General features: G+C 50.2%; 22 protein-coding genes and 1 tRNA gene. 8 read left to right on the top strand and 15 right to left on the bottom strand.

Annotated elements, in window-relative coordinates; all coding sequences use genetic code 11:
• Positions 1 to 37: 37 nt before the first annotated feature.
• The 6 genes from ACFS7Z_RS19220 to thpR all read right to left on the bottom strand — a co-directional run bounded on the left by ACFS7Z_RS19220 (position 38) and on the right by thpR (position 5,863).
• Positions 38 to 1,051 (bottom strand): MBL fold metallo-hydrolase, encoded by a 1,014-nt coding sequence (locus ACFS7Z_RS19220; protein WP_377488009.1) that lies wholly within the window; start codon positions 1,049 to 1,051, stop codon positions 38 to 40.
• A 157-nt stretch (positions 1,052 to 1,208) separates the two neighbouring features.
• The gene (locus tag ACFS7Z_RS19215) at positions 1,209 to 1,883 is read right to left on the bottom strand and encodes a hypothetical protein (protein WP_377488007.1); all 675 of its coding nucleotides are present in this window, start codon (positions 1,881 to 1,883) and stop codon (positions 1,209 to 1,211) included.
• Between the two features lie 92 nt (positions 1,884 to 1,975).
• Positions 1,976 to 3,826: a M61 family metallopeptidase gene (locus tag ACFS7Z_RS19210; protein ID WP_377488005.1), complete on the bottom strand. Its 1,851-nt coding sequence runs from the start codon at positions 3,824 to 3,826 to the stop codon at positions 1,976 to 1,978.
• Between the two features lie 233 nt (positions 3,827 to 4,059).
• Complete coding sequence (locus tag ACFS7Z_RS19205) at positions 4,060 to 4,725, bottom strand: class I SAM-dependent methyltransferase (RefSeq protein WP_377488003.1); 666 nt, start codon at positions 4,723 to 4,725, stop codon at positions 4,060 to 4,062.
• 37 nt (positions 4,726 to 4,762) lie between these two features.
• The gene (locus ACFS7Z_RS19200; protein WP_377488001.1) at positions 4,763 to 5,266 is read right to left on the bottom strand and encodes a CinA family protein; all 504 of its coding nucleotides are present in this window, start codon (positions 5,264 to 5,266) and stop codon (positions 4,763 to 4,765) included.
• 51 nt (positions 5,267 to 5,317) lie between these two features.
• A complete protein-coding gene (gene thpR, locus ACFS7Z_RS19195; RefSeq protein WP_377487999.1) occupies positions 5,318 to 5,863 on the bottom strand; it encodes an RNA 2',3'-cyclic phosphodiesterase in 546 nt (181 codons plus the stop codon).
• Between the two features lie 108 nt (positions 5,864 to 5,971).
• On the opposite strand from thpR, the gene ACFS7Z_RS19190 reads away from it, so the two are divergent.
• The 5 genes from ACFS7Z_RS19190 (at position 5,972) to ACFS7Z_RS19170 (ending at position 12,218) form a co-directional block, all read left to right on the top strand.
• Positions 5,972 to 6,685, top strand: a complete 714-nt coding sequence (locus ACFS7Z_RS19190; RefSeq protein ID WP_377487997.1) for a phosphatase PAP2 family protein — start codon at positions 5,972 to 5,974, stop codon at positions 6,683 to 6,685.
• A 115-nt stretch (positions 6,686 to 6,800) separates the two neighbouring features.
• Positions 6,801 to 6,882: transfer RNA gene (locus ACFS7Z_RS19185), tRNA-Leu, on the top strand.
• A 435-nt stretch (positions 6,883 to 7,317) separates the two neighbouring features.
• Complete coding sequence (locus ACFS7Z_RS19180; RefSeq protein WP_377487995.1) at positions 7,318 to 10,179, top strand: tetratricopeptide repeat protein; 2,862 nt, start codon at positions 7,318 to 7,320, stop codon at positions 10,177 to 10,179.
• Between the two features lie 44 nt (positions 10,180 to 10,223).
• Positions 10,224 to 10,808, top strand: coding sequence for a histidine phosphatase family protein (locus tag ACFS7Z_RS19175; protein ID WP_377487993.1), 585 nt, complete (start codon positions 10,224 to 10,226; stop codon positions 10,806 to 10,808).
• A 123-nt stretch (positions 10,809 to 10,931) separates the two neighbouring features.
• Complete coding sequence (locus ACFS7Z_RS19170) at positions 10,932 to 12,218, top strand: DUF389 domain-containing protein (RefSeq protein ID WP_377487991.1); 1,287 nt, start codon at positions 10,932 to 10,934, stop codon at positions 12,216 to 12,218.
• On the opposite strand, the gene ACFS7Z_RS19165 is transcribed toward ACFS7Z_RS19170, so the two are convergent.
• From ACFS7Z_RS19165 to ACFS7Z_RS19140, 6 genes are all read right to left on the bottom strand, one after another.
• Positions 12,210 to 12,638, bottom strand: a complete 429-nt coding sequence (locus ACFS7Z_RS19165; RefSeq protein WP_377487989.1) for an RDD family protein — start codon at positions 12,636 to 12,638, stop codon at positions 12,210 to 12,212. The two genes, ACFS7Z_RS19170 and ACFS7Z_RS19165, sit on opposite strands and share 9 nt — an antisense overlap.
• Before the next feature lie 180 nt (positions 12,639 to 12,818).
• Entirely contained in the window at positions 12,819 to 13,280 is a 462-nt protein-coding gene (locus ACFS7Z_RS19160) for an RDD family protein (RefSeq protein WP_377487987.1), read from the bottom strand.
• A 112-nt stretch (positions 13,281 to 13,392) separates the two neighbouring features.
• Positions 13,393 to 14,370, bottom strand: a complete 978-nt coding sequence (locus ACFS7Z_RS19155) for a c-type cytochrome (RefSeq protein WP_377487985.1) — start codon at positions 14,368 to 14,370, stop codon at positions 13,393 to 13,395.
• A 212-nt stretch (positions 14,371 to 14,582) separates the two neighbouring features.
• The gene (locus tag ACFS7Z_RS19150; protein ID WP_377487983.1) at positions 14,583 to 16,235 is read right to left on the bottom strand and encodes a M16 family metallopeptidase; all 1,653 of its coding nucleotides are present in this window, start codon (positions 16,233 to 16,235) and stop codon (positions 14,583 to 14,585) included.
• Between the two features lie 37 nt (positions 16,236 to 16,272).
• Positions 16,273 to 17,628 (bottom strand): M16 family metallopeptidase, encoded by a 1,356-nt coding sequence (locus tag ACFS7Z_RS19145; protein ID WP_377487981.1) that lies wholly within the window; start codon positions 17,626 to 17,628, stop codon positions 16,273 to 16,275.
• A 224-nt stretch (positions 17,629 to 17,852) separates the two neighbouring features.
• Entirely contained in the window at positions 17,853 to 18,803 is a 951-nt protein-coding gene (locus tag ACFS7Z_RS19140) for an NmrA/HSCARG family protein (RefSeq protein ID WP_377487979.1), read from the bottom strand.
• A 460-nt stretch (positions 18,804 to 19,263) separates the two neighbouring features.
• Between ACFS7Z_RS19140 and ACFS7Z_RS19135 the strand changes: the two genes are divergently transcribed.
• On the top strand, positions 19,264 to 19,542 hold the full coding sequence (locus tag ACFS7Z_RS19135) for a hypothetical protein (protein ID WP_377487977.1): 279 nt from the start codon (positions 19,264 to 19,266) through the stop codon (positions 19,540 to 19,542).
• 112 nt (positions 19,543 to 19,654) lie between these two features.
• Here ACFS7Z_RS19135 and ACFS7Z_RS19130 read toward each other — a convergent pair whose 3' ends face one another.
• From ACFS7Z_RS19130 to ACFS7Z_RS19120, 3 genes are all read right to left on the bottom strand, one after another.
• On the bottom strand, positions 19,655 to 21,199 hold the full coding sequence (locus tag ACFS7Z_RS19130) for a phosphatase PAP2 family protein (protein ID WP_377487975.1): 1,545 nt from the start codon (positions 21,197 to 21,199) through the stop codon (positions 19,655 to 19,657).
• Positions 21,200 to 21,203: 4 nt separating this feature from the next.
• Positions 21,204 to 22,142, bottom strand: a complete 939-nt coding sequence (locus ACFS7Z_RS19125) for a hypothetical protein (RefSeq protein WP_377487973.1) — start codon at positions 22,140 to 22,142, stop codon at positions 21,204 to 21,206.
• A 507-nt stretch (positions 22,143 to 22,649) separates the two neighbouring features.
• The gene (locus ACFS7Z_RS19120) at positions 22,650 to 24,089 is read right to left on the bottom strand and encodes a dicarboxylate/amino acid:cation symporter (RefSeq protein ID WP_377487971.1); all 1,440 of its coding nucleotides are present in this window, start codon (positions 24,087 to 24,089) and stop codon (positions 22,650 to 22,652) included.
• Between the two features lie 313 nt (positions 24,090 to 24,402).
• Here ACFS7Z_RS19120 and ACFS7Z_RS19115 point away from each other — a divergent pair, with 313 nt between their 5' ends.
• Positions 24,403 to 25,392 (top strand): dipeptide epimerase, encoded by a 990-nt coding sequence (locus tag ACFS7Z_RS19115; protein ID WP_377487969.1) that lies wholly within the window; start codon positions 24,403 to 24,405, stop codon positions 25,390 to 25,392.
• A 176-nt stretch (positions 25,393 to 25,568) separates the two neighbouring features.
• Positions 25,569 to 26,018, top strand: a complete 450-nt coding sequence (locus tag ACFS7Z_RS19110; protein ID WP_377487967.1) for a MarR family winged helix-turn-helix transcriptional regulator — start codon at positions 25,569 to 25,571, stop codon at positions 26,016 to 26,018.
• Positions 26,019 to 26,032 lie beyond the last annotated feature (14 nt).

The raw sequence follows: 26,032 nt of genomic DNA, 5'->3' as shown, positions 1-26,032 counted from the left end.
TACAAATATAGCAAAAGTATGCTCTAACCGATGGCCTTTAGTACAAGTCCTGTAGCAGCACTGGCTCACCGATGGCAGGTATCCTGAGCCCCGGCAGCATTCCCCCGGCAGCAATCTGCCGCAACAGGCGCACCGGCTCACCTGGCGGCTCATCCGAAAGGTCGAAGGTGCCGTAGTGCATCGGAACAAAGGTGCCGCCGCGCAGCAGGTTGAAGGCCTTAACAGACTCGTGCGGGTTCATGTGGCTCTTTGCCATCAGAAAGGCCGGCTTGTAGGCACCTACCGGCATCAGGCACACATCCATGGGGCCCAGTAGGTCCTCGATCTCTTCGAAATGCGGCCCCATGGCCGAATCCCCGGCAAAGTACAGACTCAAGGTGGGCGTTTTGATGACAAAACTGCCCCACAATACCTTGTTCATATCCAGCAAACCACGGCGGTGCCAATGGGAAGCGGGCATAAAGTATACCTCCACACCCTCCGGCAGTAAATCAAACTTCTGGTACCAGCCTGCTTCCTGGTAGGGCAGGTGTGGGTTTACGGCACGCAGAATGTCTCCGGCGCGCAGCGGGATCAGCGCCTTTAGCTGCGGGTTACTCTCGAAGACCGCACGAATGCTCTTCTTATCGAGGTGGTCGCGGTGGCCGTGGGAGAGCAGCAGGAAACTGATGTTGCGCAGTTGCTCTGGCGGGCAAGGCAACCCCACGCGCCGTGGCAGCAGCGGCACATCAAATAAAACCGGGTCAGTCAGGAACGTAACACCCCCCAGCCTGATGAAGAAACTGCAGTGCCCCAGCCACACCACCATGTCCTTGTCTGATTCTATAAATTCACTTCCTTCGAAGATGGGAGGAACAAAATCATCCTGCTTCTTCTCCTCACGCTGCGGGTTCCGGCTCAACTGCCAGCTCAAAACCTTGCTGAAGGGCGGGTTGTACAACGTATCACCGTTGGCAAAGCGCCCGTCAATTGTTTTGTTGCCCCGGTAGTCCTTCTTTATCGTTTCAAGGCGTTCGTTTCTGATGTGGCGTATGTGATTTTTCTGCTGCAAAGTAAATTTCAATTTGTCCTGCTATAATAACAGCAGAACGGCGGCGAAGGTTAGGGAGGGCATAGAAATGGGTTGAGATTATTCCAGGCCCGCAGCAATGAAAAAGCGCTTCTCCGTTTACCGAAGAAGCGCTTTTTGTTATAACGAAATGCTTTAGTTAGTACCCAAAACCATTCCGGTTATAAGTGCCGAAGCCGGGGTTGTAAAACGGACTCGCAAACGGAGATCCACCTTCCCGATACCGGATTCCACCTGACACGGAGAAATTTTCTGTTATCTTATAAGTTGCCTGCAAGTCAGCACCCAGGCGACCGGGGCTGTACAGACCATAGTTCATGTTCTGTGCTGGCAGGTTCGAGAAATCTTTCCAGATATTGCCGCTCAGAATCAGCCTGTCGCTGGCGAGGTAATCTACGCCCACACTGGCAATATAGTGGCTGCCACCGCTGTTGCGGTACATCACAGTGGTGCCTTCCGGAATAAAAGCAGGTGTGTTATAAGACGACACGTTCATGTACGTCATGCTGGCATTAACCCGAAAGCGGTTGTTCAGGTGGTAGCGCACAGAAGGTGTCATGAACTGCGCATTGCCAAAGCCGTTACTGAAGCTGGCGCCTGTAGAGAGGCTATAGCTTAGTTTTGGCCCTGTCCAGGCTGGCTTTTCATCTGCAGTTGCAGTTGCCACAGGGGCAATAGCTGCCTCTGTCAATGCCGGTTCAGCAGAAACAGCAGGTGCTGGTGCTGCGTCCAGGCTTGGCTTCACATCCTGTGCCATGGCCTGAGAGGTCCAGAGCAGACCGGCTGCCAGTATGGTTGTAAATATATTTTTCACGTGAAATGGCTTTGTGTATCTCTATATACTAAGTTACGCGGAAAGTAGTTCAAATCAAAACATACCCGCCCAGGCACACAACGACTTTAAATTTAGTTTGTTGTGGCGCTGCCATTTGCCTTAGAACCCAGCCATGCCTGGCGGTACTGCTGCATCTCCGGTGTTAGTTGTTTGCCGATGGTTTCGTAAGGCACAACCTCCAGCGTAGGCACCTCGTCCAGCACCAGTGTGGTGCTGCGGGTCTGGCCGAGGCGGTTGAATGTTACCGGAATTGAATCGCCTGGCTTGTGTTTGCTCAGTACTTTCTGGAGGTCTTTTTCCCGCTTGATTTTCTGACCATCCAGTGTCAGGATCACATCCGTACGGTCCAGGCCAGCCTTGTAAGCACCAGAGTTTACAAACGTGCCTGACAATAGCTCAGCGCCTTCCTCACCATGTTTTAACGATACCATGGCAAGGGTCGCTTCACCTGGCTTAGCCTTGCGCAATTCAAAGCCTGCTTTTGCCAGGAGTGGCGTGAAATCTGGCAGTTGGCTCCCGTTTACGCTGTTTCGGAAGAACTGGCTTGCCCAAGCCTTATTGCCGGAAACCTCTGCCAATGTCTCTTCCAGATCAGCTAAGGTGTAAGGCTTCTCCGGTTGCCCGTACTTGCGCCAGAGCGCCAGCATGTAATCGTCCAGGGTCTTGTTGTAGTTCTGCCGTAAAATCATGTCCAGGGCCAGTCCTGTCATACTGCCGTAGGTGTAGTAGGAGATAAACGTGTTGTGGCGGTTCACAGGGTCTACAGAGCGGGCGGCATCCACGTAAGGTGCCTGCATGCTCATCTCCACCAGACTGTGATACTCCCGGCCGGGAGACAGCAGCACGTAGTTTAAATCGCCTGCTAAGTCGGAAGCATATTTTTTTACATTATAAATGCCACTGCGGGCCATGGTCAGGTCACCGTAGTAACTTGTAAAGCCTTCAGCCAGCCAGAGCGCCTCCGACATGTTCGCCTCCTGAAAGTTGAACGGCTCCAGGCTCTTTGGACGGATGCGCTCCACGTTCCAGGCATGGAATTTCTCATGAGACACTGTGTTCAACAAAGCATCCATCGCTGCGCCTAAAGGGCGGGAACTGGTGAGAATAGTGGAGTTGCGGTGCTCCATCCCATCACCTACGGCCTGCGGCATATAGCAACCTATAAAAGTATAGCGGTCGTAATCGTAATCCGGTAACTGCCCGAACACCGCGCGCTGCTCTGCCACAATCTTCTTTGTCTTCGCCACATACTCCTGGAACTGCTCCGGGCTGCCCGGGTGGTGCAGCGCTACCTGTATTGTTTTAGTTTTGCCATTTTCCTGCACCGTCCACTCTGCCAGGTCAAAATCACTTAGCTCGGTCGGGCTGTCCATCAGGTACTGGAAATCCGGCGCGAAATAAGTGTTTCCCTGCTGCTGCTTCAGCTGCGTAGCCACTTTCCAGTTCTTGCCCTGCGGAATATTAAACGTAACATAGGCAGGCGATTTCTCAAACGCTTCGGCATATAGCAGGGTGGCGGGCATGTTCAGGTGTGCGTGCGTTTCATCTACGCCGGCGTAAGTCCCATCCGCATGATCCGCAAACAAAGTATAGCTCACCGTTACAGTGCCCTTGTGGCCCAGCACGTCCCATTCATTTGTGCTGGGGCGGAAAATCTGCAACGGTTTGCCCTGGGCATCGGTCGCTCGTACGTTATATATATTTTTTGCAAACTCATGGATGGCGTAGCGGCCCGGCGAGGTGCGTGGCATCAGTATTTTTAGTGTGTCGGAGGTTATATCGGAGAAGGTTACCTGAATTTCTGCCTCATGGTGTACCGCATTGGGGAAAGAGAGCCTGTAGTCCACCTTTTGCTGCGCCAGCACCGGCTGCGCTATCAGCCCCAGTGCCAGACCCAGCAAGGAGTATAGTTTGTTTTTCATTTATCCTGTTTCTGAAAATAATTTTGAAGTATAAATATAGTAGTTGTGGGGGTGAGGAACAATTCTGGCTTCTTACCTCTGCCCAACCCTCTCCTAAGAATAGGAGAGGGAGTTCACTATTATGTTAGCAAAGTATGCATAATATAACTGCTTATAATGTGGGTGTTAAAGCTGTTAGAATTACTAAACTCGATAACTTTATATGATACAAGAATTAACACCCTCTCCTGTTTTTAGGAGAGGGCCGGGGAGAGGTAATAGACCTTCGCCTGTACCATTCCTCCATAAAAGCTACTGCTACATGTTTCTTCTAAACTTAAGCTCCTGAAATGGGAGGCGTAATCCGGGAGTTGCTTGGCTTTTACGCCACTAATCAATCCGAAGAAAGTGTACATGCCCCGGATTAGAAGCTGTTGCCTGAGCGGAGGAGGCTGCTGCAAGGGCCAGAAGTCAGCAAAGAGCCAGTAGCCATGAGGTGTAAGCGCAGCTGCCAGCGTTTGCATGAGCTGTTGCAGGCGGGAAGGAGGAAAGAGGTCGAGTAGGAAAGGCGTGATGATTCTCTCAAATTGTTCATGGGGCTGCAGCGCCTCTTCGGTGCCCAGCCTGAAAGAAACAGAACAGTGGTGTGGCTGCTGGAAGCAATCGAACCTGTGCCGGGCCCGCTGCAGCATCGCAGGGGCGGCATCCAAATATAAAATATCCAGCTGCTTTCCGGTTATCAAAAGCTGCTCTAAAATCCAGCCGCTGCCCCCGCCAATTACCAGCACGCGGCCTTTATTGGGCAGGTGCGGAAGCAAACTTTCCTGTGCCCGTTCCAGTGCATTGCCGTACACGAGGTGGGCCAGCCTGTCATAAAAGGAGGCTACACGGTGAAAGCCGCTGTCGGGGAGGTTTGGCAAGAATGAAAGCAGGAACGTATGGCCACTAAAGTAGAAATCAGCGGTTGTAATGCTGTTCTATGATGCCACGTAATTTTCCGAAAATATAATCTACCAGTTGCTTCCGGATGCTGTCGGTGTCTCCTTCAAACACTTCGCGGAACTCCTCTGCCTTGTCGTCAAACAGGATGGACACGAACATGGTGCCCACAGGCTTTTCGGTAGTCTCGGAGCCGCCTTCACCAGCCAATCCGGTGGTAGCAATACTGATGTCAGCGTCCAGTTGCTTCTTAAGTCCCATCACCATCTCGTTCGTCACCTGCTGCGATTCGGCAGTATACAACTTTAGCGTACTTTTGCTGACACCCAGCAGCTTCTGTTTCACTTTGGGGTGATACACCACCAGGCTTCCGAGCAACACATCGCTACTGCCTGTGGCTCTTACAAACTCAGAGGCAAGCAAACCCGCCGTACAACTCTCCGCAAAGGCCACCGTCAGGCCCCTGTCTTTTAAATCCAACACCAATTTTGTCAGGTCGTCCTGCTTCATAGCTTTTGTCATCGTTATATTTTTGACACAGGCTTATCATACTGAAAACAGCAGCAGCAGGTTTTAGCCCAGCGGGTAAGTTTCCAGCACAGAATACACCGGGTGCGGTGACGCCAGCTCTGACTGCCACAAGGCAATTGCCGGAACATGCAGCTGCAGCGGCTCCTTGGCTGTTATAGTGAACAGGTTGTTCGGAACGGATTTGTCTTTTTTGAAACGGGCGACAGTGACATGCGGAATGGCTTTTTGCTTTTTGGGTGGCTCAGCCGAGAGTGCCTGTGCCAGGTCGTGGCTCAGTTGCTCGAAAGCGAGGAGCTCTGCAAAGCGTGCCCATATCAGGCGGGGGCTCTTAGGCTTTGGGCCAGGCTCTGTGCACCCAAAGTCCAGCACAAAAGGCTGATGCCGCTGCGCCACCTCCCGTATTGTCTGTTTAATGTCCGGGAGCTGCTGCACGGGCACATTGCCAAGGAAAAAGAGTGTCAGGTGAAGGTTCTGGTGAGGCACAGGCCGGACAGACGGATGGTTATATACCTGCAGCTGTTCCTGCAGTTCCTGTTTCAGGGCTTCGGGTAGAGTAGCAGCTACAAACAACCTGATGGCGTCTTTCATAGTTTTAGGATGTAAGGGTAAAGTTTGCCTTTACCACTCGGTGTACGTACGAGGAGAGAGTGCCTTGGTACAAACTCAGACATAATTTGTAAATGAAACGCCAACTTTATGATACAACGAGTTTTCAAAAGAATAGTGGCTGGCACAGCCTTGTTCACAGTGGAGCTGGTGCTGGTATGGCTGTTGTTCCTGGCTTGCATCATCTGCTTTCTGTATATCGGTGCCGAAATACTGCAGGGAGATAAAGTCGGTGTAGACGAAGCCGCCTTTAGTTTTGCGAAAGACATTGCCAGTCCGGCTCTGGACAGCTTTATCAAGTTTATTACATTTTTTGCCTCCAGGCAGTTTCTCACTCCGGCCGCCCTGCTGCTTGTGGCCTATTTCCTGTTTGTGCGCAGGCACCGGTGGTATTCGCTGAAGGTGCCGGTGGTGGCACTCGGCAGCATTACCCTTAACATTGTGCTCAAGTATTTCTTTGACCGGCCACGGCCCCTGATGCCCTTAGTAGAGGCCTCTGGCCTGAGCTTCCCGAGCGGGCACTCTATGGTGGCGGCATCTTTTTATGGGCTGATTATTTACCTTGTCTGGAAGCACGTGCAACCGGTAGTGTGGCGTAATCTACTCGTGGCGCTGCTGGTGGTTTTTGTGCTACTGATTGGGTTTAGCCGGATTTACCTGCGGGTGCATTACGCTACCGATGTGCTGGCGGGTTTCTCTGCCGGTTTTATTTGGGTCGTCATAGGCTTGTGGTCTTTGCGCCGCTTGGAACGGCTGTCTAAGAAAGAGCTCAACCCGGTAGTGGAGGAGGAGACACCGGTATAAAATTTCTTCAGTTTTTTTTGGACCCTTCTTGCAAATTAAAATCTAGCTGTTACCTTTGCAATCCCAATCATTAAGGGTTAAGGGTTTTGGGACATTAAATTTTATAGTGAGTTTCGCGCACGTGGCGAAACTGGTAGACGTGCAGGTCTCAGAAGCCTGTGCCTTCGGGTGTGGGAGTTCGAATCTCCCCGTGCGCACATCAACTCATCAAAAGCCAGTCTTCGGACTGGCTTTTGTGTTTTCAGTCCTGTCCCTGACTAGCAAGCATCACAGCAAAGCCGTACATCTAAGGTAGAGCAGGAGCAAGCCTGAGTTTGTGTTTCCACCCACACTTATTGGAAAACTACACACATCATTTTCATCTTGAACAAAAGGTGACAATTGGCCCATTAAAGTGAGCTTTAGAATACATACTTATCTCCAATCCGCTGAGCCTTTTCTGCTCCCGCCTCCGGAATGTTCGGAATACGAAGTACAAAAAGTATATATTTATACTTTGGCATAAAAACTATGATATTTTCACCAACAGCACTTGGTTAGAGGACACGGCTAGGTGACTGTGTAAATTATTATATTGAAATCGCGCATTGTTACAAATTGACAACTGTGCTTTAAAAATGCTTCATTCACCCATGCATTCTACTTTTCAAAAACTGCTGCTTTATACCTTCAGCCTGCTTTCGGCTGTACCTGCGCTTGCCCAGCACCCCGATGATGTGGCGGCGGTCCGGCAGAAGCTACAGCAGGAGCGGCAGGAGGCAAGGCAGGCGCAAACCACAGATTCGGCAACCAAAGCAAACAAGCTGCTGGAGTTGGGCGAATGGCAGGAGGCGAAGCAGGTACTGCATAGTGCTAAACCAGGTATACCTGTAAAGCTGGCTAAAGCAAGGCTGGCGATGCTGCAGAACGAATTTACGCAGGCAGAGGCCCTCGTGCAGGAGGTGCTGAAGGAAAACCCAGGCCACCGGGAGGCGCTGCTGCTGCAAAGTAAATTACAGATACAGGCATGGGAGTTAGCGAAGGCAATGGCTACTGCACAGCAGTTGCTGCAGGCAAACCCGAAAGATGAGGCAGCCGCTTTAACAGTTGGGCGGGTGCTGATGCTGCAGAAAAAGTACGAAGACGCGCTGGCGTGGGCACAGAAAGTGCAGGGATGGAATCCCAAGAATGCCGGAGCCTATCTGCTGGAGTCGGATGTGCATTTCTGGAATCAGAAGCCGGAACTAGCAGAGAAGCCTCTCATCACCAGTCTCATCCTCGACCCCTTCAATGCTGATGCCCGCTTTAACTATGGCTACGCCATCTGGCGACGCGTGGATGCCACGCAGCTAAACGACATGGCAGCGCAGTGGGAGCTGGCGCTGGAACTGAACCCGCTGCACTACGTCACGCACTGGCACTGGGGCAACGGCCACACCAACCTTACCTATGCCGATTATGCCCAGCCGGAGGATGAGGAAGTGCGGGAGGCCCTGAAAGCCGCTGATACGCTTATCTCAGAAAACAAACTGCAGGAGGCGCTCACGATGGCAAAGGAAGTACAGCAAAAGTACCCGGCTTCTGTATTGCCCGCTATGCTGCGTGGTTCCACCTATTACATGGCTTTCGATATGAACCGCCAGGCCCGGCTCGATTCTGCACAGGCCATTTTCCAGCGCATCCTCCAAAAGAAAAAGCACTACGGACCTGCGCATAATGCCCTGGCAGCTGTCATCAAACAAAAGCAGTTGACTTACCTGCACAACTATGATTCATTGCAGCAGGTGGTGGCACAGACGTTGATTCAGGACCCGGTAAACTTTGCGGAAGTGTTTCCGGACGCCAGCTATTACCCCGGCAAGGAGGTGCAGCAGATGGTGTGGTCGCAACTGTACGAGAGCATCGTATATTTCCCGTTCCTGTCAAGGCAGGGGGAGAAGTTCCTGATTCCGCCCCTGCACAAAGACCTGGCTACCGCTATGAACTCTCCTTACTTCCGGCAGGCTACGACGTTTGATAACCGGCAGTGGATGGACATCAGGGGAGTGGGCAGCGGTGCGGCGGCCATTGAGTACGTGGTGCGCGGCTCGTACCTGGAGCGGAACGTGGTCCTGCACGAGTATGTGCACCTGTTTCACCAGAGCGTGTTTACGGATGCGGAGAAAAGGGAAGTGCGCCGCCTTTATCACAACGCCATGAAGGAGGGCCGCACCCTCGATTACTATTCTGCCAATAACGAGCACGAGTACCTCGCACAGACGTATCCGGCATACTTTGAGCCCGTAAAAGTGCACCCGCTCAACCACAAGTCTATCAACACCACCTCCGACCTCCAGGCAAAAGACCCGGAACTGTACAGGTTTCTGGATGGGCTGGTGCAGCGGCAGCGGGCGTACCTGGCCGGTGATAAAAGCGCCATGGCTAGTAATTGGGCTCAGGTGTACCTGAATCTGGCAGAGCAGGAAAAGGACTTGCCGAAGGCGCTGGCTTTGCTGGATACTGCCCTCACCTATGATGCACAGTATCAGCCCGCCCTGATTGCGTATGCCAACGTGAAACAGCAGCAAAAGGAGTATGCCGCCGCAAAAGACTGGCTGCAGAAGTCTAGAAATATAAACGCCAGTTATGCTCCTATCTATGTGGCCGAAGCAGAACTACTGGAGGCACAGAAGCGGAATGGTAGTTTGGCTTCGAAGGTGGCACTTACTGATCAGGTTGCGCTTTACAGCAAAGCGCTGGAGTTAGAGGATGACTTGTTGCAGCGCGCCTACATCAACCAGCGTTTCCGGGAGTTGTATGAAAGCTATGCTATGATTCCGAAAGCCATTGCCACAGCAGAAGCTTATGTGCAGCAGGCACCCACCATTTCCACGTACCTCCGGGACCAGCGCGATGAGGCCCTTGCCTATGCCAACTGGCTTAAAGGTACCAGCCAGCAGGCTCCGGAAGCGGTACAGGCATTGGCAAAACTGGTAGCCACGAAGCCGCAGAACTATACGCTCCGGGGGCAATATGCTGATGTGCTGGCCGCGCAGAGAGATTATGCAGCGGCATATAAAACGCTGGAAGAGGCGCAACGCATCCTGGAGGCCTCCGGCGGTGCCCGCCCGGAATTTATGGTGCGGATGGCGGCTTACCAGTTACAACTCAATAACAAAGCTGCTGCCGAAGCGCTCATGCAGCCGATACTGCGAAATAAAGTGAAGCTACGTGGGGAGCAGTACCTGTTAGCTGGCGTATTGGCAGATTTAGGTAATCTAGAGCAGGCTGAGGCGGTGTTAGCCCAGCAGGCTGCCCCTGTTACGGTGTTGGAGTGGTCTAAAAAACATTATGCCAGCGGGCAACTGCGGGAGGCAAAGCAAAAGAACAGGAAAGCTGTTAAAGCTTATGAAGCAGCACTGCAGGCGAACCCTTATCATGCAGCAGCGCGGGAGAGGCTGGTGCAGCTACTGGAGCGGCAGGGGAAGCAGAAGCGGGCAGCGCGGGTTAGGGCTTCCGGAGAAAAACTGTTATAATTGGAAGCTAACTCATGCCAACTATACAACCAACTAACACCTTTATGAACACTAAGTTGAATTTACTATTGAAATTATGGTTGTTGCTCCTGGTATTCAGCACGGTTGCCTGCCGTAGCAACACGAATGCAACAGAAGCGGCGATGGCTGAAAATGCTGACAGCAAGGCCGCCGCACCTGTGGTGGTGTACCTTGTGCGCCATGCGGAAAAGGACATTTCTGACCCTGCCAACCAGGACCCCGGCTTAACACCAGCCGGACAGGCACGGGCGGAGGCGCTGCTAACGCTGCTGGAGGGGCAGGACGTAGATGCCCTTTATGCCACCAAGTACATCCGTACTATAAATACGCTCAAGCCTTTGGCTGATGCACGCCAACTGGAGGTGCGGCAGTATGAGGCACATGATTTCAATAACCTGAAGCAGCAAATCCTGCAAAACCACCGGGGGGAGACAGTGGTGGTAGCCGGCCATTCCAATACCGTTTTACCTATTGTGGAAGCCCTTGGAGCGAAAAGGCCCGTGCCGGAGATCTCAGATAATAAGTATGACTTCCTTTTCAAAGTAACGGTGGCGCCCGATGGAACTGCTACTGTAGAATCCAGCCAGTTTGGAGCTGTCAGTAATTAAGAAGTACCCTTAAGCCTTCATAGCGTTGGAAGCCCCTGCAGTTCATAACTGCAGGGGCTTCTGCTTTTTCTGCCAACACTTGTTGCTGCTGTCTCCGTAGTATAAAATGAAAATAAAAGAACTATGCGCAGATTAACAGTAAAAGTAAAGGAGGGAGAGGGAGAGGAGATAAAGAGAATAGCAAAAGAGAACAACGGTAAAAACCTGATGGTACAGTCGCTGGTAGGCGGAGGTGAGCTGGTGACGATACACCTGAACAACCAGAAGGTCAGCAGCTTTATAGAAAACATCAGTGAATATGAGCACGCAGAGATAAGCCTCATACCGCGTGGCATCATCACACTGTACCCGCCACAGGGCGAGGCACCCGACCAGGTGGCCGATGTGTCGTTACGGAGCCCTATCGAAATATTTCTGGGAGGCATACAAAGCGTTGGCTCCAAAAAAGGCATGCTCATCTATTCGGTGGCCGGGGCCATACTGGTTTGGATTGGCCTCTACACCGGCACCAGCTTTCTGCTGGTGGCAGCCATGCTGGTGTCGCCGTTTGCGGGGCCGGCTATGAATGCTGCCCTTGCCGCCGCGGCAGGCAAAATGGGACTGCTGAGGCAAAGCCTGATGCGTTATTTTATGGCTATTGGTACGGCTGTTTTTGTTACGTTCCTACTTTCTTTCTTCGTTAATCAGCAGCATGCTACGCCTTTGATGGTGTCTGTGAGCCAGATTTCGCAGGTGTCTGTTCTCTTGCCTATCGTGGCAGGTATAGCTGGTGGTGTGAACATTATTTCCTCAGAGCGGGATAGTCTGGTGCCCGGTGCTGCTGTGGGTATACTGGTGGCAGCTTCGCTGGCTCCTCCAACCGGATTGATCGGGATGGCGCTAAATTTCGGGAACTGGCAGCTGATACGGAGCGGAATATTTCTACTCATTATACAACTTGCCGGTATCCAGTTGTCTGCTGCTTTGATATTCCGGTTTATGGGAAAAGTAACCGTACATGGGGTACGTTTTGCGAGTGGGAAAGGTTACGTGTTCAACTTATCGATAGCGTTGTCAACGCTAATAGTGGCGGGATTGCTGTACTGGCAGTTCTCTAGCCAGCCGGGGCTGCAGAAGTCAAGCTTAAACACACAAATAACAGAGGTGATGCATACAGCCCTGGAGGAACTGGACGAAGTGGAGACAATTGAAATAAACGCCCGATTTACCCGTGGCACACTACCCAACCTGAACCCTGTTATCTGCGAGTTGTACCTTTATAACCGAAGCGAAATCCTGACGGATGAAGAGGTAAAGAAACTGGTGAGCAACCTGCTGTACAAACGCATCAAGGCCCAGAACTGGGATGCCGATCCAATGTTCAATATAACGATGCTGGATTATCAGGGCAATAAATCAACTTTACCGTAATACCACTTGTGAATTAGTCAGCCTGTCGTGAAAAGTGCGGCGGGTAAGATAAGGTTCTGTGAGAAGCTGCTTTAGGAGCACAAGTGGAGTTAGTAGCTTAGCAAAGTAGCGTAAGCTGGCTGCTCTAATCGAAATGCGTTGGTTTGCTGTGTTGGTTACGCGTATATGCAGGAGGTATTTTCCTAAGGTAGCCTGGGCAGAGCAGGTTTCAGAACCTGCAAAATAAAGCCAGCCCAGCAGCACGTGCAACATCCTCTCCGGTTTAAGCAGCAGCGCTGTGTCGTCGCTGCTAAATGTAAAAAAATCAGCTAAACCAATCAAAGTCAGAATAAGCAGTGCATCAAGGGCAAAGGCAGCGAGCCTTGTTCCCAGGCTTGCAAGCGCTGTCTTACTTTCTGAATGGGAGTAGCTAGCCTGCATGGCGTATAAATACGTATTAATTTAGATCCGGCGAATTTTATACTGAGCAGGCTGAACAAGGTTACATTTATACTAGTTTTTTTCTTAAAACTTGAGATTATTCAATAAAACACATTCTATACTTTCCAGACAGCAGCTGTAGTAGTAAGGTTTTGTGATGAAGGAGAAATCATAAACTACTTACCTGCCAGGATGCTTCAGTACCAGCGTCTTAGCCAGTATGTCGTGCAGAGTTTGGCGGCGTTCTGTGAAGACGGCCATAATGTAGCCAAAGAGCAGGATAAGACCTGACAGGATCCTCCCGAAAAAACGGCCGGTGGCACGGTAAAAGGTGATATCGTATCCTTCGGTATCTGTTACAAATATACCCATTACCTGCTTGCCCGGTGTTGCCTGGTAAGGCGAGCTTTCAAAGCCTGCATAGTACAACCAGCCCAGCACCAGGCTAATGAAGTTAATCTTCAGGCGGGCCTCATAATCCTTGATTTCCGGAACAAGTGGCAGGCCCATTAAGAGAATAACCATTGCGGCAAGAACTGACAATAATATCCAATCTATCAGAAAAGCGACGAAGCGGGACCAGAAGTTTGCATAGCCTAGCCGGACCGGGGTTCTGCTTTCTTCCTGCGAATATAATTCCATTTATAGGTTTTTCCTTGGCAAACGATAATACAACATCCGGGGCACCTGTACAAAAAAGAGCTACCCGGCTTCTGCCGGATAGCTCTTCAACATATCTTAAGGTATAAAAAGTTTACGATTTGGCAGGAGGTGTAAAGCGCTCCATCTTGTTACTGACTGGTTCTACCGTTCTCAGGTACTTATAAATAGAGCGAAGGTCTTCTTCTTTCATGCCGGCATACATGCTCCAAGGCATAATTGTGTTCGGGCCACCAGCAGGAACCACAGCCGGGTTCTCATGCATCTTGAAGCGCTGCACAAAAGCCTCTTCTGTCCATTTGCCTATTCCGGTTTCGTTATCAGGGGTAATATTGGCAGAACGTAATTTGCCACCGTCCGGAGTCGGGAACTCCATGCCACCAGCTAGCCGCATTCCTTCTTTATCCTGCTGTGTATGGCAGTCGTTACAGGCGGCAATAGTCAGCAGGTATTCTCCTTTCGACACATCATCATTCAGAGCCGTTTTTACCAGCATGGAAGGCGTGTCGTTTGAAGGCATCGTGCGCATGATAAGGTTCACAGGGAAGTCAGGGTCTGATGCTTGTACCTTGTGCTTGATGGGCGCCAAAGTTCGGATGTAGGCCACCACAGCGTAGGCATCCTCTGTCGTCATCTGGCTGTAAGATTTGTACGGCATTACCGGGAACAGGGGGTTGCCGTCTTTGCTCACGCCTCTTGTGATGGCACGATACACCTCCCCGTCGGTCCAGGTGCCGATGCCTGTTTCTTTATCAGAAGTGATGTTGCGGGCGTAGAAGGTGCCCGGAAAACCAAGGGAGTGATCAAACTTATCGCCTCCTTTACCAGTTGTTTTTGGGTCAGGTGGTCCTGAGAAACGGGAAAAGTCACGCGTAGAATGGCAGTCGATACAAACTGCTACGTGGTTAGCAATATAATCACCACGTTCCACCAATGCCGGTGTTTTCTTAATCGTTATGACAGGGGCAGCATCCACGTTCGGGAAAGCGTATTGCAGATAAATGATGCCGGCGCCAACCACTGCCACCAAGGCAACTACCACATATCCGGTAATTTTTAATACCTTTTTCATGTTTTTTTCTAAAGAGGTTAACTTCTGATTTAGGAATTTTAAGTAAAGGTAAATTTGATAAATATCAATATTAAATATGACTATATCAAAAATATATTTCTATTCCACTATTTTAATTTAGCAGTTGCCTTTTTTAGAGTGGTAGACAGTATAAAAAAAGCAGCAGACTAATGAGTCTGCTGCTTTTTAAAGGTTTAGCTTCTGTTAACGAGTTACTTAAAGGTGTCTTTGCTGTCCACGATCTTCACGTCTGTTACGTTCAGCTTGTAGCTGGCCACCTCATCATCCTCGGCCAGTACTTCCTGTGGCAGCCCTTCTTTTACCAGGTTGGAGTAGCTCATCGGTGATGGTGTGTTGTTGAGCAGGGCCTGCTTCAGTGGCTCCGCCTCGCTGTCGTCTGTTACGATGGTGACAAAGAGGTTATCGGTGCCCCAATATTTCTTCACTGCATTGTTCACGTCCTCCACTGTCAATTTGGCCAGGAGCCTGTCCATTTCTTCAACGTAGTTCTGGCGGCCATAGAAGCGTGAGTCCATCAGGAAGCCTAACTGCTTTTCTGTTGTCTGGATGTATAGCTTTATGTAAGAGCGAAGGAACTTCCGTGTCAGCTCAAACTCCTCCTGTGTCATGCCGTTTTGTATCAGGTTATCCACCTCACGCATCGCCAGGCGCAGGGCAAAATGCGCGTGCCCCACGTTAATATCGCTTAGCTCTGCATACTGCTTTTTCAGGCCTTCTGCAATCTGCACCGGGCGAATCCAGAGGGCGTGGTAGTTGGCAGAACGGGGCACGCCCGGGTTCGGCAGCTGATAGCTGCCGCCCTGGTCGTACCACTCAATGTAGGAGTAGTCGCCGTAGTTCATGGAGCGGGTCGTCCGGATTTTATCGTACAGTTTGCCATAACTTTTGCGGTGCTCCCCCAGGTATGAATTCGCTACCATCAGGGCCGCGAAGTCGTCTGCGGAGCGTGTTACCGGCATCGGCCTGCCCGTGAAAATGGCTGAGCCCAGGGCATCCTCTTTTTTTATGATTTCCACCTGTATACCGTTTGGCCTGTTTGGTTCGCCTGCTATCGGTATGTTCGGCTTTGCGTCAGACAGCTGTGCCATATCGCTTTTCAACTGGTTCAGGAAGGCATCGTTATAGTTTCCTGCAATACCAATCAGCACGTTGTTTTGGGTAAAGTAATTGCGCCAGTGGTTCTTTACGTCTTCCAGGGTAATGTTCGGTACGCTGGCGGAGGTGCCTTCCACCACGTGCTGGTAGTTGGTGCCACGGAAAAGCAGGTCCTCCAGTGCTTTCTTGCTGTACTCTTCGTCTGATGATGCCCGGATAACCTGGTCCACGAAGTTTTGCTGGTTCGACTTTACACGCTTGAAATCCTCTTCCGCAAATGCCGGGTTCAGCATCAGGCCGCGCACAATCGGGTAAAACTCGTTCAGAAAATCCTTATGTACGGCAAATGTGAAGGTGGTCACCTCCTTGTCTACGTTCACGCCATATTCTGCTGCCCACGGAAAGATTTTGTCTTTGATTTGCGACACCGTCATGTCTTTTGTGCCAGACTCTGTTATCATCTCTGCTGTAGTGTAGGTCAGGCCTTCTTTGCCTTCCGGGTCAGTCATGGAGCCATTCTTAAACATCAGTTTAATGATAACCTTGTTCGACTCCGGTTGCTTCAGTTCCACTACCTTTCCCGGTCCGAACGCCTGGTTGGCATCATAGGCAGCAGCAGGAGGAGTGGCAGTGGTGGCTGTAGTAGTGGTTTCTGTTGTGGTTTGCTGTGACACCTGTGGCTGTTGGGTGCAGGAGGCAGCCACAAGGGCAGCAGGCAGGATGTAAGCAGCTATTCTTTTTATGCTCATGTTCTTCATGTCTTTTAGTATTGATTAAAACGCAGCCTTACTTCACCGGCGACTTTTCTGTTGGGGCAATGGTGCCCACGGTCATCGTTTCTGGGGTGAAGTATTTCTTCGCCACGTTCATCAGGTCTTGCGCCGTAATAGTATCGAACACGCTGTAAAGGTTGTTCAGCGACTCCGGGTCGCCGGATAGCCAGATGAAGCGGGCCAGCGAATTGGCGATGGCATCAGGGCTGTCCATGCTCATGGCAAAAGAGTACTTGATGCGCGATTTGGTATCCTCGATTTTCTGAGCATCTACCGGCTTTGTTTTCGCCTCGTTTAGCGCCTTCATCAGCTCATCCTTTACATACTGCATGTCTTCTGCTTTTAAAAGGGAGGCTGATACAGAAATCAGGTTCGGGTCGCGGGAGAACTGTGGTCCACCGCCGATAAACCGGGCCTTTTGCTCGTCTACCACCAGCTTGCGGTACAGGTCAGAGTTTTCAGCAAAAAGAATGGTAGACAGAATGCTCAGCGCAGGCAGGTCTTTGTCCTTATCAGAGAAAGCAGGGCCTTTAAAGCCCAGGGTGAGGTAGGGTGGGAAGCCTTCCTGTTTCACGTGAGCATAACGCGTCTGTGTCTGCTTCGGCTCTTTCGGGATTTCCGGTTTGTAGGTGCCGCGCTTCCAGTCGCCAAAGTACTGCTTCGCCAGGTCATTTACGCGTTCCGGCTGTACATCACCCACCACCACAATGGTAGTATACTCTGGGCGGTAGAAGCGGTCGAAAAAGGTAAGGGAGTAGTCATACTGGTTCGGCATGTCTACCACATCCTCAAAAAAGCCCATGGTGGTGTGTGAGTAGGTGTGGTCTTTAAAGGCGGTGCTTACCAGTTTCTCATACAACTGCTGGTAGGGGCTGGCCGAGTTTTTAGTATACTCACCTTTTACGGCACCGGCCTCTGTCTTAAAGTCGTGCACACTGTATTTCAGGTTCTGGAAACGGTCTGCTTCAATCTCAAACATCTTGTCCAGCATTTCGGCGTTTCCCGTCATGTGGTACACGGTGCGGTCGATGGAGGTGTTGGCGTTGGCAGATGCCCCGATGGCTTTCAAGATATCACCGTAGGCTTCTTTGGAATAATTGTCTGTGCCCCGGAACATCATGTGCTCGAAGAAGTGGGCGAATCCTGTTTTGCCTTTCTCTACTTCCTCGCGGGAGCCTGCCCGCACCACAATGTAAAACGCGGCCAGCCCCGGGCTGTTGTAAGGCACCGTGACCACATTCAGGCCGTTGTCCAGCTTTTCCTGGTGAATAGGGTAAGGGAGAATCTTCTCTTTCTGGCTTTCCTGCGCCACTGCCGCGGTAAAGGCAAAAGCCAGCAAGAGCAGCAGTGCTACGAATTTGTTTCTCATATAGTCTTTATTTTTGCTATAGTTAAGGCATGCCATATGGCACTTTCCTCATTAAAAGTAGCAAAAATGATGCGCATGGGCAAAAAGGTGCCTATACAGGGATATAATCCCGATAAAAGCGCTGCTTTTGTCGGTGAAACAGGAGAAAACTCCACGGCCTGTCGCTTGTGGTGCGGCAGGCCGTGGAGTTTTTGATATATAACAGAGTTGCTTATAAGCTGGTACTATTCAAGCGGTATGCGCTTTACATTCTCAGAGAGCCACATGGAGAAGTCTTTCAAATCGGGGTTCAGCTCTTTCGAAAACCTGACATCGCGCACTGAATTGCACACTTCATCAAAGTCGCGGTAAAACTGGAACATATTTCCCAAATCGTCTGCCCCGGGAAAACCCAGGTTGCGGTATGCTTCCGGGGTGATGTTGTTATACAGCACCTCCTGGCCGATGGCTTCTGAAAGTTGATCAGCCATATCCTGTCCTGTTAAATGCTCCCCTGCTACGCCAACTGTTTTGCCAATAAGTTCTTCTCCTCTTTTAAAGATGCCGTAGGCGCATTTGCCTATATCTTCGGCAGCTATGCCAGCCATTTTCTTATCGTCCATGGGCAGGGTAAGGTATAGCTTGCCGTCAGGTCCTTTTTTAGGTCCAGACCCGAAGAAGATGAAATTATCCCAGTAGAAAGAGGCACGAAAAAAAGTGGTGGGTACACCGGCATCGGTAAAGAAATGATCCGCTTCTCCTTTGGCATCGAAATGCGGAACCTTATACTTGCCCTGCAGGGTGGGCATACGGTCATCCTCGAGCGGTACCCACTTCCTGGTATCTTCCAATGTTGACCATATTACGTGCTTCAGACCTGCTTCACGGGATGCCTCGGCCATGCTCTTTGCCTCTGCGATTTCTTTTTCCGGTGAGAAATGGTCCCAGAAGAAAGTAACAAAGTAAGCGCCGTATGCCCCTTGCAGGGCCTTTTTCATGCTTTGTTTATCGTCGATATCAGCAGTTACTACATCTGCTCCCATGCCGGCAAGTTCCTTTGCCTTGTCTGATGCTGCATTTCTGGTAACTGCACGCACCGCGAAGTCGCTATTTTTGTCTTGCAGGATGGCACGCGCGAGACCTCCACCCTGGGCACCGGTTGCACCAAATACTACGATTACCTTCTTCTCTGACATTTTGTATAGTTATATTAACTGTATATAGTATAAACGTGTAGTGAATACTTTATACGGTAGTAAGCATCAGAAGCTTTATGTACAGGCATAAATTTATTTGTCTTCCTACTGACGGGAACTTTGTGCTGCACGGCTTGAAGGCGAGATAAATAGTTACCCTAATCCTCAGGCATATTTATTTTAGTGGTTACATGATGAACTTACTGATTTCTCCGTGCTTTATCTGGCTAACATACAATTCTTCCGGCTCAGTCTGATTGACCTACAGTAGGGCATAGAAACTTATATTAATTTAAAGTATTATTATATATTAGTATTCATTAGTTACTCCCGTTATAAGTGGTTACCTTATATCAGGCAAGAAAGTAATATTCAATTAAATCCATTTTAGGGTTTTAGATATATATATATGTTTGTCCTACACTAGTTATACTATAATAGTATAAAGTTTATTTATGTATTGAGTGCACTTGCATTAACATTAACAGTTGGCTGTAATAATCAGCCTGCAGAGGAAGTAGAGAAGGAAACAGTTGTTGTAGAGAAAGAAACAGTTAAAGTGGTAGAAGCACCAGTTGCAAAGGTTGTTTTAGAGGAACAGAAAGTAAAATCGGTAAAAATAGGGCCAGACGGTAGTTCTGTTAAAACCAAGAGTGTGGATGTCGAAATAAAGCATTACAATATCCTGGTGCAAAACAAGAAAAGCCGGTCAGTAAGACTGGCTTTTCTTGTTTTGTAGCTCTCATGGTCATATAAACTTCAGGAAATGATAACAGGGAAACCTAATTTAAGCAGGTATTCCATGTACTCGGATTAGCAGAGCTGGTCACTGGAGTGGTTCCTTTTCAGTTTTAGTCTGCCCCATCTGTTCTGGCGCGCGCGATAGCATAATCGCCTACTCTCTTACCGGCTTTAAGCCCTTCCTCACAATCAGCGCGGTAATGGATTCCACCGTACAAGCGGGAATCAGAAGCTTCCTGTGCCATCGCCTGAAAAGCATTTGCACGTTCCGGAACAAGATGGCCTAATACAGCGGCTGCCGCTCCACTGAAAGTAGAGTGTCCGGATACGTAAGCAGGGAAGTTAGGTACGCCGGTGAGTGTTTTTATTTTCGGGTCCAGCTGACAAGGCCGGGCATTAAAATAATAGAACTTCGTGTTCCAGCACAGAATAGCCGCATCCATCAGAGCGACGTTTAACAAGGCGTAGTTGCGTGCCCACCGGACCTCGCTGTACTGCTTCTTTACAAATTCCTCAGTGGCAATGGCATTCCAGTGGCCTGGTGGTGTGGAAGTGCCCACGCCATCTGCCCAGAAATTGACAATGCGCATCCGCTCACGGGTAGGATGCAGTGTATAGCTTAATACCTCATCCAGCTCTTTGCGCATCTGCTCAGAAGTAGCAGATGGAGGAGGACCGGGACGCAAGGCAGGCACATCCTCTCTATCGAAGAGCAAGGGTTTTACATTGCCAAAAAACGGTAGCATGGGCGGGCGCTTTGGCGTTTCTAAAGACATCCAAGGTGTTTCACCTCTTGCATTGCAATCATCCTCCAGCTTCGTCCAGAGCTCCGGCGTGCCAACTGATGCGCCCATGCCATCGGACTTCGCTCTTTGAATAACTTTCCGGGCTATCCATCTGCCCAGAGAGTCTCCGGCCGCTACATCACTGCGCACATTGGCACCGCTCCACAGGCGATAGTTCTTTTCCTCTTCCGCCATTTTGGTGAGGTAGGCTATATCAGCCGGAAACAAAAGCTTCATCATTTCAAGAGAAGCGCCTGCAACCACGGCATCTTCTGAAGGGTAAGCGGCTAAATCGCTTTTAGGCACCGCTGTTTTGATGGATGCATCAACCTGATAAGGAGCGGCCCGCTTGTATTCGTTTTTGAAATGATGAGCCATTACGAGTGCATCGTACTGCGCCGCGCTTACATAAGCATAGGCTCTGGCTGCATAAGGCGGATTGGAAAAGGGGAATACCGGGTAAGCAAACGGATTAGCGGCACTTGGTACCGGGTAAGTGTTATCTGGGTTTTGATAAGGGGGTAGGTTATGCTTGGCTACCAACTCCCTCATAATCTCATTCCACCGCAGCACGCTGCCTACTTTCCAGTAATCAATAACCCGTACCTGGTCCGCTGTTAAATTGGCTGTCAGTGCTTTGAGTTCTTTCAGTTCCTGCTGGTAGGCAGCAGAAGCAGCAGGCTCCGGGGCTGGAACTGAAAAATCGGCCGCGGAGGATACGATAAGAGGAGTCCAGGTACCTGCATCAGCGTCAGTCTGAGCTGGCTGCAGGGCCTGATAGCCAGCATTGGTCTCCACAACGTCTTTGTCGCAGGATGCCAGGTACAGGAGACAGAAGCAGGCCAAGAGTAAGTTAAAGGGCTTCTTCATGTGATTAATTTTTTGTGGTGTTAGAAGCAAAGTCAAAGATATAATCTACCCCAGCCAGTAAACCGGTGACCTGGCCAACGTTCCGGCCCTTCAGGGTGTGCCAGCCTGCCGCATGAAAACCCAGCGCAGGCATGTTTGCCAAATAATATTTCCCCTCAAGACCTATCTTCGTGCTGTTCATCCGGTTGCTTACAAAAGGCATGTCGTTTCTGCGGATGTCGAATCCACCGAAAGTGGTCATGTTATCGATAAAGACCTCTGCAATAACCCGGCTGCTCCGGTAGCCGGTGCGCAGTTGAAAGTTTCCAGCATCCGGCATGTCCACTTCATTTGAGTTAATGAGGCGGTCGGTATAGTATGCCGACCGGTCTATTTTTACATTGCCCCGGTGCAGGTAAGCACCCGAAAGGGTTAAGCTGAACTTATTCACCTGCAGGTCTGATATCAGCCTGCCGCTGAGAACCTGACTGCCTAGGCCAACGCTCATAGGGAGAAACTCAACATTATATTGGTTGGTGGGGGTAGAGAAGCCACCAACAGCAAATACTGACACCTTCTGCCTATTGGCCTGCCATTGCAAAGCCCTCCACTTAACTGCTAGGCTGAGGTCCTGGAAACCCTTTAGGCCACTTAAAGTACCCTTGCTGGAGGCTGTTCTGATGTAGGGGAGGGTAGCCATTATGTTCAGGTTCTCCCTCAGCCCATAGTTCAGCATGAGCGCGGCTGCTTTCGTCGAAACCCGGCCCATGTTCTCATTGTCCCGTTTAAAGGTACCCTCCCAATAGTCAGTCCAACTGCTGTACTGCACAGTAGCTGCCACACAGAGCTTCCGCTCGCCCATCATCAGGGCATCTTGCTCGGTCTGGGCATAGGAAAGAACAGGGAATAAACTTATGCAGAGGGTGGCAAACCCCAGAAGGAGCGGGTAGAAAACTCTATTCATAAGTGGTTGATTTATGGTGTAAGGAAAAGTCGGTAAAAAGCGGGATGTTAATTCCTGCCTACCCATCAAGTGCTTAACAGTGGGTAGAGCAGTATAGAAGTGTCACTTATTGAACGGAGCCAAATAGACTCCAGAATTGCTAGTTAACGTGTTCTGTTTCATAGGTTTCTAATCCCACGATTAAATATATAATCTTTAAGCTGATATTAGCAATGCTTCCTCGGAAATATTTATAAAGAACAAAGATTAATATCAGGATATGTGGATGAATGCGTAGTATCTGCTTCTGCAATAATTCTTATTTAAGGAATTTCTTGAACATTCTTATCAGCATCACCAAACAGAATAACAGGCAAAATTGGTCAGAAAAGAAAAAGGAAGCTTATCAACTGCCCTGAGAGTTTGTCATTAGTGGTAGTTATTAAGCTCCCTTCTACATAAGCAGCGGAAACTTTCGCGAAACTAGAGAGGGTAGTTATTCATACCTGCAGTTCTCTGCTATCAATCTTATACCAGTTCCGGAGCCCTGTCCTCTTCCGGCTGATCCTGTACAAGTTCAGGGATAGTAGTCTCTACCACGCCTGTTTCCGGCTGCAGGTCAAACTCCCCTTCCCAGCGGGCTACTACGGCGGTGGCAAGGCAATTTCCGGTTACATTAATGGAGGTGCGGGCCATGTCCATCAGCTCGTCGATGCCCAGGATGGCGAACACCGGCCACACCGGCAGGTTAAAGGAAGCGACAGTGCCTAAAAGTATAACCAAAGAAGCACGCGGCACACCAGCCACTCCCTTGCTTGTCAGCATCAGCGTGAACACCATCACCAGTTGCTGCTCCCAGCTCAACGGAACGCCAGCAGCCTGCGCCACAAACACGGAAGCAAGCGCCAGGTATAAGGTAGTGCCATCCAAGTTAAAGGAGTAGCCGGTTGGCATAACGAAAGCCACAATTCTACGCGGCACGCCCAGTTTCTCCATCTCTTCCATGGCACGGGGCAGGGCAGCTTCAGAACTGGTAGTGGCGAAGGCAATAGATACCGGACCGGAAACAGCCTTAAGAAATCGTCTGATGGGAATGCGGGCAATCAGGGCCACAGGCAACAGTACCAGTAGCACAAAAGCCAGGAGTGCCACATACAGGGTAGCCAGCAACTGGAACAGGTTCAGGAGAATACCGAAGCCCATATGGCCTACAGTATAGGCAATGGCGGCACCCACTCCGATAGGGGCAAAGTACATGATGATGTTCGTGAACTTGAACATGGTCTCGGAGAGGCTCTCGCAGAACTCCAGCATCGGCTTGCGCTTTTTCTCGGTTACCATGGCCAGGCCAATGGCAAAGAGCACGCTGAACACCACGATCTGGAGCACTTGGCCTTCTACCACCGATTTGGCGATGTTCTCCGGGAACACGTGCAGGATAATGTCGGCGGCAGACTGCTTGGCCGGGGCCGCAATCTCTTCTTCACCCTGCGCTATTACACTGGAGTCGATGCCCTCGCCGGCCTTGCTGATGTTGATGGCTGCAAGGCCAATGAAAAGAGCCAACGTTGTCACAATTTCGAAGTAGACAATGGCTTTCCAGCCCATGCTGCCTACCTGCTTCAGGTTAGAGTGACCCGCTATACCCACTACCAGGGTAGCAAAAATAAGCGGCGCAATAATGGTTTTGATAAGCTTGAGGAAGACCTTGCTCAGAACGTTCAGGTTCGTGGCGAATTCAGGGAAGTCATAGCCTATTTCGGCACCCACTACCATGCTGATGAGAATCCAGGTGGTTAGCGAGCGTTTCTGCAGGCCGTACATCAGCAGCACCCCAATGCCTGCCCAGCGCACGGCCATCAGGGCTTCAACCGGTAATGAAATAAAGCTGTACTGCTGCAGCACAGTCAGTATGGCCGCTATGGTAATGCACAACAGCGTGGCCAGAGGTAAAAAAGACTTTTTCATAAATGGTATCAGGTAAAAGGCAACCTGCCGTATAAGGCAGCCGCCGGAAAAAGCCTTTGTAGTAAATGCGCCTGTAAAGCCTTCAATCAGAGGATTTGCGGACAGGGCACAGCTACATTAGCTTAGCAAATATAGGGGCAAAATGCACATCCGCAAACACACAGGATCCGATTTCAAAACTAAATTTTAAGAGACAATAGGAGACAGACAGGCAAACTTTATTCTACCGTTGAAGTTGAAGGTAATACGAATAGCGTATCAGGCTTAGAAGTGGCATCTTGTGCCTGTTTATTTATTTTAAATCACCCTTACTATGCTGACATGGCGCATTGAGGCATTGCACCTCAAACTAAAGTATACCTGGAAGATTGCCCGGAATGCCAGCGACGAGAAGCTGAACTTCCTGGTGCAGGTAACTGACGGCACCTTCAGTGGCTTTGGGGAGGCGGCGCCAAACATCCGGTACGGCGAAACACCCGAGCTGCTGCTCCAGCAGTACCAGGTGCTGCTGATGGCAGGCCTGGCTAACATTACCAGCATGGAGGACCTGCTGCAACTGCTGCAGGAGCACCCCCCTGTCAACTCCCTGCGCTTCGCGGTAGAGTCTGCGTTCCTCCATTACTTTTGCCAGCACAAAAGCATTGCCGTACACCACATGCTGGGCCAGCAGCCACCGGGACAGCAGGCTACCTGCTACTCGCTTCCTATTATGGATCCGGGGCTGGTGCAGGAGTTTATCCAGGCCAACAACCTGAACCGTTTCAAGAGCCTGAAGGTAAAGGTGAACCACGAGCAGGGGCTCGAAATGGTGCAGGAGGTGCTGAAAGCAACACCCCGCAAGGTGGTGATAGACGGAAACGAAAGCTGGCAGGACCCGGATGAGCTAATGAACTTCCTGAATGCCCTGGACCAGGGGCAGGTGCTTTTTGTGGAGCAGCCAATGCCAGCCTCGCATGTTGCGGCCTATGCCCATATAAAAGAAACCAGCCCGATACCGCTGGTGGCCGACGAGTCTGTAACAGATACAGCCGACTTTCAACTGCTGCGCACGCAGTTTCATGGCGTAAACATCAAATTGATGAAGGCCGGCGGATACCTGAATGCAGTGAGGCTTTTGCTGGAGACGCGAAAGAACGGAATGATGGCCATGCTGGGGTGTATGGTGGAAACATCCTTGGGTATCTGGTCGGCCATGCAACTGAGCAGCGCCTTCGATTTCGTAGACCTCGACGGGTTTCTGATTGTAGAGGAGGACCCGTTTGAGCTGGTGCGGGAGCAGAATGGCATCCTGTACTTAAAGTAATAAATAGGGTAACGGGTGCCGAATTTTGTTTGTTTGAACAATGATTCTTAACTTTTGATGTATATTCCTGTTAACCAAGAGCGATAAAATTAGAATTATAGGCTTATATATTAATTGTTTGTACATTTAATGTGTGTACACATATTTTTAACACTATTCAGAGCAGTAGCCATAGAATGAAAATAGAAGAAGAAATCAAGCAAAGTTCTTTTAAGAGCGAGCATCAGAAAGCACACATCAACCTGATTTTTACTTCGGGTTGGGTGCAGCAGGCACAGGCAGGCCTCTTCAAGCCATTTGGTGTAACGCTGCCGCAGTACAATGTACTGCGCATTCTGCGTGGCCAGCACCCGAAGCCGGCTACCATCAGTCTGCTTATAGAGCGCATGCTGGATAAAACATCTAATGCTTCCCGCATTGTAGACAAACTGGAGGCCAAACAGCTTGTAACCCGTAAGCAGTGCCCCGCTGACCGCCGTACCGTTGATGTGCTGATAACAGAAAAGGGTCTGAACCTGCTCAAAGAAATGGACGTCCTAGAGAGCGGCACCGGCACCGGTATCACAAACCTGACAGAACAGGAGGCAGAGCAGCTGAATGAGCTACTCGACAAAATCAGAAGCTAAGTATAAAAAAACCA

The organism is Pontibacter toksunensis, from assembly GCF_042686245.1.
GTDB classification, from domain to species: Bacteria; Bacteroidota; Bacteroidia; order Cytophagales; family Hymenobacteraceae; genus Pontibacter; species Pontibacter toksunensis.
This window is presented reverse-complemented; position numbering and strand designations above follow the sequence as displayed.

What these genes read in the sequence shown, in the direction of transcription:
- ACFS7Z_RS19130 (WP_377487975.1), bottom strand. Translation starts at nt 21,199, where the DNA reads ATGAAGAAGCCCTTTAACTTACTCTTGGCCTGCTTCTGTCTCCTGTAC.
- ACFS7Z_RS19165 (WP_377487989.1), bottom strand. Translation starts at nt 12,638, where the DNA reads ATGCAGGCTAGCTACTCCCATTCAGAAAGTAAGACAGCGCTTGCAAGC.
- ACFS7Z_RS19175 (WP_377487993.1), top strand. Translation starts at nt 10,224, where the DNA reads ATGAACACTAAGTTGAATTTACTATTGAAATTATGGTTGTTGCTCCTG.
- ACFS7Z_RS19115 (WP_377487969.1), top strand. Translation starts at nt 24,403, where the DNA reads ATGCTGACATGGCGCATTGAGGCATTGCACCTCAAACTAAAGTATACC.
- ACFS7Z_RS19120 (WP_377487971.1), bottom strand. Translation starts at nt 24,089, where the DNA reads ATGAAAAAGTCTTTTTTACCTCTGGCCACGCTGTTGTGCATTACCATA.
- ACFS7Z_RS19190 (WP_377487997.1), top strand. Translation starts at nt 5,972, where the DNA reads ATGATACAACGAGTTTTCAAAAGAATAGTGGCTGGCACAGCCTTGTTC.
- ACFS7Z_RS19160 (WP_377487987.1), bottom strand. Translation starts at nt 13,280, where the DNA reads ATGGAATTATATTCGCAGGAAGAAAGCAGAACCCCGGTCCGGCTAGGC.
- ACFS7Z_RS19170 (WP_377487991.1), top strand. Translation starts at nt 10,932, where the DNA reads ATGCGCAGATTAACAGTAAAAGTAAAGGAGGGAGAGGGAGAGGAGATA.
- ACFS7Z_RS19125 (WP_377487973.1), bottom strand. Translation starts at nt 22,142, where the DNA reads ATGAATAGAGTTTTCTACCCGCTCCTTCTGGGGTTTGCCACCCTCTGC.
- ACFS7Z_RS19210 (WP_377488005.1), bottom strand. Translation starts at nt 3,826, where the DNA reads ATGAAAAACAAACTATACTCCTTGCTGGGTCTGGCACTGGGGCTGATA.
- ACFS7Z_RS19140 (WP_377487979.1), bottom strand. Translation starts at nt 18,803, where the DNA reads ATGTCAGAGAAGAAGGTAATCGTAGTATTTGGTGCAACCGGTGCCCAG.
- ACFS7Z_RS19180 (WP_377487995.1), top strand. Translation starts at nt 7,318, where the DNA reads ATGCATTCTACTTTTCAAAAACTGCTGCTTTATACCTTCAGCCTGCTT.
- thpR (WP_377487999.1), bottom strand. Translation starts at nt 5,863, where the DNA reads ATGAAAGACGCCATCAGGTTGTTTGTAGCTGCTACTCTACCCGAAGCC.
- ACFS7Z_RS19200 (WP_377488001.1), bottom strand. Translation starts at nt 5,266, where the DNA reads ATGACAAAAGCTATGAAGCAGGACGACCTGACAAAATTGGTGTTGGAT.
- ACFS7Z_RS19150 (WP_377487983.1), bottom strand. Translation starts at nt 16,235, where the DNA reads ATGAGCATAAAAAGAATAGCTGCTTACATCCTGCCTGCTGCCCTTGTG.
- ACFS7Z_RS19145 (WP_377487981.1), bottom strand. Translation starts at nt 17,628, where the DNA reads ATGAGAAACAAATTCGTAGCACTGCTGCTCTTGCTGGCTTTTGCCTTT.
- ACFS7Z_RS19155 (WP_377487985.1), bottom strand. Translation starts at nt 14,370, where the DNA reads ATGAAAAAGGTATTAAAAATTACCGGATATGTGGTAGTTGCCTTGGTG.
- ACFS7Z_RS19110 (WP_377487967.1), top strand. Translation starts at nt 25,569, where the DNA reads ATGAAAATAGAAGAAGAAATCAAGCAAAGTTCTTTTAAGAGCGAGCAT.